This window comes from Mucilaginibacter sp. (assembly GCF_041663085.1).
Lineage (GTDB): Bacteria > Bacteroidota > Bacteroidia > Sphingobacteriales > Sphingobacteriaceae > Mucilaginibacter.
The window spans coordinates 1-6,086 of the sequence record NZ_JBAZRC010000202.1 but is presented as its reverse complement, the minus strand read 5'-3'; the positions used below and the strand labels follow the sequence as shown (position 1 = coordinate 6,086).

At 43.5% G+C, this 6,086-nt stretch carries 4 protein-coding genes; 1 reads left to right on the top strand and 3 read right to left on the bottom strand.

What is annotated here, in order from left to right; all coding sequences use genetic code 11:
- A partial coding sequence (locus WC615_RS22075; RefSeq protein ID WP_372980210.1) for an ATP-binding cassette domain-containing protein occupies window positions 1-1,079 on the bottom strand: 1,079 nt, incomplete at its 3' end.
- A 487-nt stretch (window positions 1,080-1,566) separates the two neighbouring features.
- Here WC615_RS22075 and WC615_RS22070 point away from each other — a divergent pair.
- Window positions 1,567-4,104, top strand: a complete 2,538-nt coding sequence (locus WC615_RS22070) for an ATP-dependent Clp protease ATP-binding subunit (protein WP_372980209.1) — start codon at window positions 1,567-1,569, stop codon at window positions 4,102-4,104.
- 60 nt (window positions 4,105-4,164) lie between these two features.
- Here WC615_RS22070 and WC615_RS22065 read toward each other — a convergent pair whose 3' ends face one another.
- Both WC615_RS22065 and WC615_RS22060 read right to left on the bottom strand, forming a co-directional pair.
- The gene (locus WC615_RS22065; protein ID WP_372980208.1) at window positions 4,165-5,241 is read right to left on the bottom strand and encodes a carboxypeptidase-like regulatory domain-containing protein; all 1,077 of its coding nucleotides are present in this window, start codon (window positions 5,239-5,241) and stop codon (window positions 4,165-4,167) included.
- A 7-nt stretch (window positions 5,242-5,248) separates the two neighbouring features.
- On the bottom strand, window positions 5,249-6,086 hold an 838-nt coding region (locus tag WC615_RS22060), incomplete at its 5' end, for a hypothetical protein (protein WP_372980207.1).

Genomic DNA, 6,086 nt, shown 5'->3' with positions numbered 1-6,086 from the left:
CCTACTATACCTGCGGGAGGCAATGAGAAGTTAAGGTTCTCGAACAATACCTTATCGCCATAGGCCTTGGTAACGCCATTGGCCTCAATAACGATATTACCCAAACGGGGGCCAGGCGGAATGAACAGCTCCAGTTTTTCTTCCCTTTCCTTTGTTTCTTCACTGGCCAGTTTCTCGTAGTTTGACAGACGCGCCTTTCCCTTTGCCTGGCGGCCTTTTGCCCCCATGCGCACCCATTCCAGCTCGCGTTCAAGCGTTTTCTGACGTTTGCTTTCGCTTTTTTCTTCCTGCGCCAAACGTTTCGATTTTTGTTCCAACCATGAGGAATAATTCCCCTTCCATGGTAAACCTTCGCCACGGTCAAGCTCCAGGATCCAGCCTGCAACATTGTCAAGGAAATACCTGTCGTGCGTTACGGCAATAACAGTCCCTTTGTATTGTTTAAGGTGCTGCTCCAACCAATCGATTGATTCAGCATCCAGGTGGTTGGTAGGCTCATCAAGCAATAAAACATCCGGTTCCTGTAAAAGCAGGCGGCATAAAGCCACGCGGCGGCGTTCACCACCTGATAGTACCGAAATCTTAGTATCCGGCTCAGGGCAGCGCAGGGCATCCATAGCGCGTTCCAGTTTTACATCCAGTTCCCAGGCGTTCACAGCATCAATCTGATCCTGCAATTCGCCCTGGCGGGCCATCAGCTTATCCATTTTATCGGCATCGCTATAATATTCTTCCAGACCGAATTTCTCGTTTATCTCTTCGTATTCTTTAAGCAGTGCAGTGGTAGCGGCAACCCCCTCTTCAACAATTTCCTTAACGGTTTTGTCGGGGTCAAGTTCTGGCTCCTGGCTCAGGTAGCCAACGGTATAACCTGGTGAAAACACCACTTCGCCTATATTTGTCTTATCAATACCCGCTATAATTTTCAACAATGACGATTTACCTGAACCGTTTAAACCGATAACGCCAATTTTAGCGCCGTAAAAAAACGATAGGTAAATGTTTTTTAATACTGTTTTTTGAGGTGGGTAAACTTTGCTTACCCCTGCCATTGAAAATATGATCTTTTCGTCTGCCATAAATTTGCGCCTTTTTACTTAGGGAGAGCAAATATATAACTTGAAATGTGGACAGGTGAATAAATTTCATCATTAATTCATCACTTAATTTGTATCTTTCAATGTAAATCGCTTGGTTTGTTAAAGGCGCGGGTATTTGCAGCAACCTTTCCACCAGGCATGCCGTATTGTCATATATAGAATGACTATTTGCCCTGCTTTGTTATAATAGTTTAATATAACTCGTAACCGGGTTAAACTATTTGATGATCATCTTATCAAATAATAAAAGTTTAACCATTTAATATTAGTACTCAAGGCGTTTTGTGGGTTTCAGGAATAAAATTCCGGTTGTTTTGGTTTTATTTTAACAGGCCTTATATCATTAAATTGTCTGTTTACAGTAAAGCTAAAAAGTTGGCAATATTGTTGATAAATGTTATAACAATCGCCTTGACAGATAAAAACAAATTTATAGATTAGGACGATCATAATCAGAAAGGTATATATGGAAGCTAAATTTTCGCCACGGGTTAAGGATGTGATACAGTACAGCAGGGAGGAGGCGTTGCGCCTTGGCCATGATTATATTGGAACTGAACACCTTTTGCTTGGCCTTATTCGCGATGGCGATGGTGTGGCAATTAAACTATTAAAAGGGCTAACCGTTGATACCGCTAAACTACGCCGTGCTGTTGAGGATGCTGTAAAAGGAACAATTGGCACTAATGTACATATTGGCAGTATCCCGTTAACCAAACAGGCCGAAAAGGTTTTGAAGATAACCTACCTTGAAGCTAAGATCTTTAAAAGCGATGTGATAGGCACCGAGCACTTGTTGCTGTCTATACTGCGTGATGAGGATAACATTGCTTCGCAGATACTGATGCAGTTTAATGTTAACTACGAGGTATTTAAAAGCGAAGTGGAAGCCAATAAAAATGATGTTACCGATGAAATGCCGGGTTCATCAACAGGTGGTGATGACGACTTTAAAGAGGATGATTCATTCACCCAGCCTAAAAAAGTTTCTGACATTAAATCAAAAACACCGGTACTTGACAATTTTGGCCGCGACCTTACAAAAGCTGCCGAAGAAGGCAAGCTTGACCCTATTGTAGGCCGCGAGAAAGAAATTGAACGCGTATCGCAAATATTATCGCGCCGTAAAAAGAATAACCCTATCCTGATAGGCGAACCGGGCGTTGGTAAAAGTGCCATTGCCGAAGGTTTGGCATTGCGTATTGTACAACGTAAAGTATCTCGCGTATTGTTTAACAAACGCGTGGTTACGCTTGATCTTGCATCGCTTGTTGCAGGTACCAAATACCGCGGCCAGTTTGAAGAGCGTATGAAAGCCGTAATGAACGAGCTTGAAAAATCACCGGATGTAATTTTATTTATTGACGAGATCCATACTATAGTTGGTGCAGGTGGCGCATCGGGTTCGCTTGATGCATCAAATATGTTTAAACCGGCTTTAGCACGTGGCGAGATCCAGTGCATTGGTGCAACAACATTAGATGAGTACCGCCAGTACATCGAGAAAGATGGCGCTTTAGACCGCCGTTTCCAAAAGGTAATGGTTGAACCGGCCACACCTGATGAAACTGTTGAGATACTGAACCGCATTAAAGAGAAATACGAAGAGCACCACGGTGTAACTTATACCGACGAGGCTATCAATGCCTGCGTTTCCTTAACTACCCGTTACATTACCGACAGGTTTTTACCAGACAAGGCTATTGATGCCCTGGACGAATCGGGCTCTCGTGTCCATCTCACCAATATCCACGTTCCGCAGGAAATTTTGGATATCGAGCAAAAAATTGAGCAGATCAAGATCGAGAAGAACAAAGTGGTTCGCAGCCAGAAATACGAGGAAGCGGCCAAATTGCGCGATACCGAAAAACATTTGCTTGAAGAGCTTGACCAGGCCAAAGCTGTTTGGGAAGCCGAAACAAAATCAAAACGTTACACTGTAACCGAAGATAACGTTGCCGAAGTAGTAAGCATGATGACCGGCATACCGGTACAACGTGTTGGCCAGGCCGACAGCGCCAAGCTGCTTGCTATGGGCGATACCATCGGCACAAAAATTATTGGACAGGAAGATGCTATTAAAAAGCTTACCCGTGCCATACAACGTACCCGTGCGGGATTGAAAGATCCTAAAAAGCCTATCGGCTCGTTCATATTCCTGGGCCCTACGGGCGTGGGTAAAACCGAGTTGGCTAAAGAGCTTGCACGCTTTATGTTTGATACCGAAGACGCGCTGATACAAATTGATATGAGCGAGTACATGGAGAAATTCGCGGTATCACGTTTAGTGGGTGCGCCTCCGGGTTATGTGGGTTATGAAGAAGGCGGGCAGCTTACCGAAAAGGTACGCCGCAAACCATACGCGGTAGTATTACTGGATGAGATCGAGAAAGCCCACCCTGATGTATTTAACATACTGCTGCAGGTATTGGATGAAGGCCAGTTAACTGATTCATTAGGCCGCAAGGTTGATTTCAGGAACACTATCATCATCATGACATCTAACATCGGTGCACGCCAACTGAAAGATTTTGGCCAGGGTGTAGGTTTCAGTACCAGCGCAAAAACAACACAGGCTGATTCACACTCACGTGGTGTGATAGAGAACGCTTTGAAACGCGCTTTCGCCCCTGAGTTTTTGAACCGTATTGATGATGTTATTGTGTTTAACTCATTAGGTAAAGACGAGATCTTCAAGATCATCGATATCGAATTAGGTTTCTTGTTTGGCCGTGTAAACAGCCTTGGTTACAAGATAGAGCTTACTTTGGCCGCCAAAGAGTTCATTGCCGAAAAAGGATACGACTCGCAGTTTGGTGCAAGGCCGCTTAAACGCGCCATCCAGAAATACCTGGAAGACCCAATTGCCGAAGAGATCCTGAAAGGTGAACTGACCGAAGGCGATACCCTGATGGTTGACTTTGACAAAGAAGCCAACGAAATAAAAGTTGTCGACAAAAAAAACGATGACGCCAAACCAAAACAAGAGGAAGAACAGAAGTAATTACTTTTTCTTAAAATACAAAGCCCTCTTGCAAATTGTAAGCGGGCTTTTTTTGTGGGTTTATTTACCATCAGGCCAATAATCTATTGGTAGTAATTGTGCTACCCGGCTATTGCCCCAGGCATAGCTAAATACAGCCCCCATGGGGTTTAAAATAGTCCCGTTGGTATCAAAATAAAGGTATGGGTCGGTGAAGCTTACGGTTGCGTATTGCGGGTGTACTTTTGCTGCCTTGCCATTTGCTGTTCGTGGTTTGTAAAACACATCCAGGTTGGTAGTGTAGCCCAATGCAAATATGCCGGGCTTTTCGGTAGGATGTACATAATCAACAGGGCGCAATACATCACTTGATTCGCGCCGGTTAGATGAAAACCCTTTGCTTGATGAATAACTACTGATGACCCTTTTACTCTCTACAGCATAATTGCTATCCACACGGTTGGCTAATACCTCGCGCAAAAAATGCATTGTTGAACCAAAGTAAACATCCCTGCGGTTCTTTTTCCATTGCTTTAGCTGAAAATCGGAGCCCTCCATTTCTTCAAACAACACCGATCCTTCATAGGTTAGCTTGCTTTCGTGTTTATCCATCACAAAATTTGCTATCAGGTATTTTAGCTTATATCCCAGGGCGTTATTGGCAATCTCCAGAAAATCGTCGGAATTACCGGTAAGGATTCTTTCGTCGCGGTTGTATTTTAAATCTAAAACCTCGGGATTAAGGATCTCACATTGGCTGGCATAGGCCGACGCACCTAAAAATTGTTCTTTAAACTCTTTTAACTTTTTTTCTCGTTTGGCATCAACACCTACCTTTACCTCGCCCAGCATCATGGTTTTGGGTAGTAGTTTAATATCCGGCAACTCAATATTGGTATTTATCATCAAGGTTTTGTGATAACCCTCGTATCCCACTACACTCACTATCAGATCGTGCTGGCCCGCGTTTAAACTTTTCAATACAAACGATCCATCATCAGCAGATTTTGTACCAATAGTTTCGTTGTTAAGGAATACACTGGCATCGGGTATGGGTTTACCATCGGCTTCACTAATAACTTTGCCCTTAATGGTTAATTGTGCAAAGCAGGTAAAAGGTAATAAAAACAATAGTAAACCCAGGTACTTCATAATCATTACAGTTTTATAGTTTATCTACAGGCGGCCGGTAATCTATGGGTAGTAGCTGGGCCACCCTGGTTACACCCCACGCCTGGTCAAAACGCACCCCCAGCGGGTTTAAAATTGTACCATTGCTATCAAACAATAAATATTTGTCAATAAAACTTATGGTGGCAACCCGTGTACCGGGTCGTTTGCTTCTATCCACAAAGCCAAACCCCGGCGAGTACCGTGGCTTAAAATAATAAACCTCTACCTTATCATTATTGCTCATGGCAAATACTCCCCGCCGCTCTGTACGGTGCACATAATCGGTTACCCCCAGGGTATCATATACAAACTGCCCGGTTGTTACATCTTTCCATGCTATGCAATAATTACGCACTTGGTAATCCTGCTCGACATTCCCGGCTAATACTTGTCGCAAAAAATGCGTTACCGAGCCATTATAAACAGTTAAGCGGTTCTTTTTCCAGCGGAGGCTATCAGCCGGCGTACCTGCTTTTTCTTCAAACAGAACCGAGCCTTCGTAGGCAACCTGCCCGGCCTCTTTATCCAGTACAAAGCTATTAAGCAGGTATTTTAATTTATAACCAAGAGCATTATTGTCAATTTCCAAAAACTCGTCAGACTGGCCTGTAAGTTTTAATTGGTGGTTACTATAATACAATTCTAAAACTTCGGGATTTTTGAGTTTGCATTGCATTGCAAAGGCCGATTTACCAAAAAACTGTGCTTTAAACTCGTTCAGCTGTTTCCATCGCTGGGCAGTGCCTATGGTTACCGGTTTTAGCATCATTACTTTGGCTACCAGTTTTACATCGGGCAATACCATATCGTTATCAACCATTATAGCTACA

Excerpts from the sequence above, each read along its gene's own strand:
- WC615_RS22070 (WP_372980209.1), top strand. The coding sequence starts at position 1,567 with ATGGAAGCTAAATTTTCGCCACGGGTTAAGGATGTGATACAGTACAGC.
- WC615_RS22065 (WP_372980208.1), bottom strand. The coding sequence starts at position 5,241 with ATGATTATGAAGTACCTGGGTTTACTATTGTTTTTATTACCTTTTACC.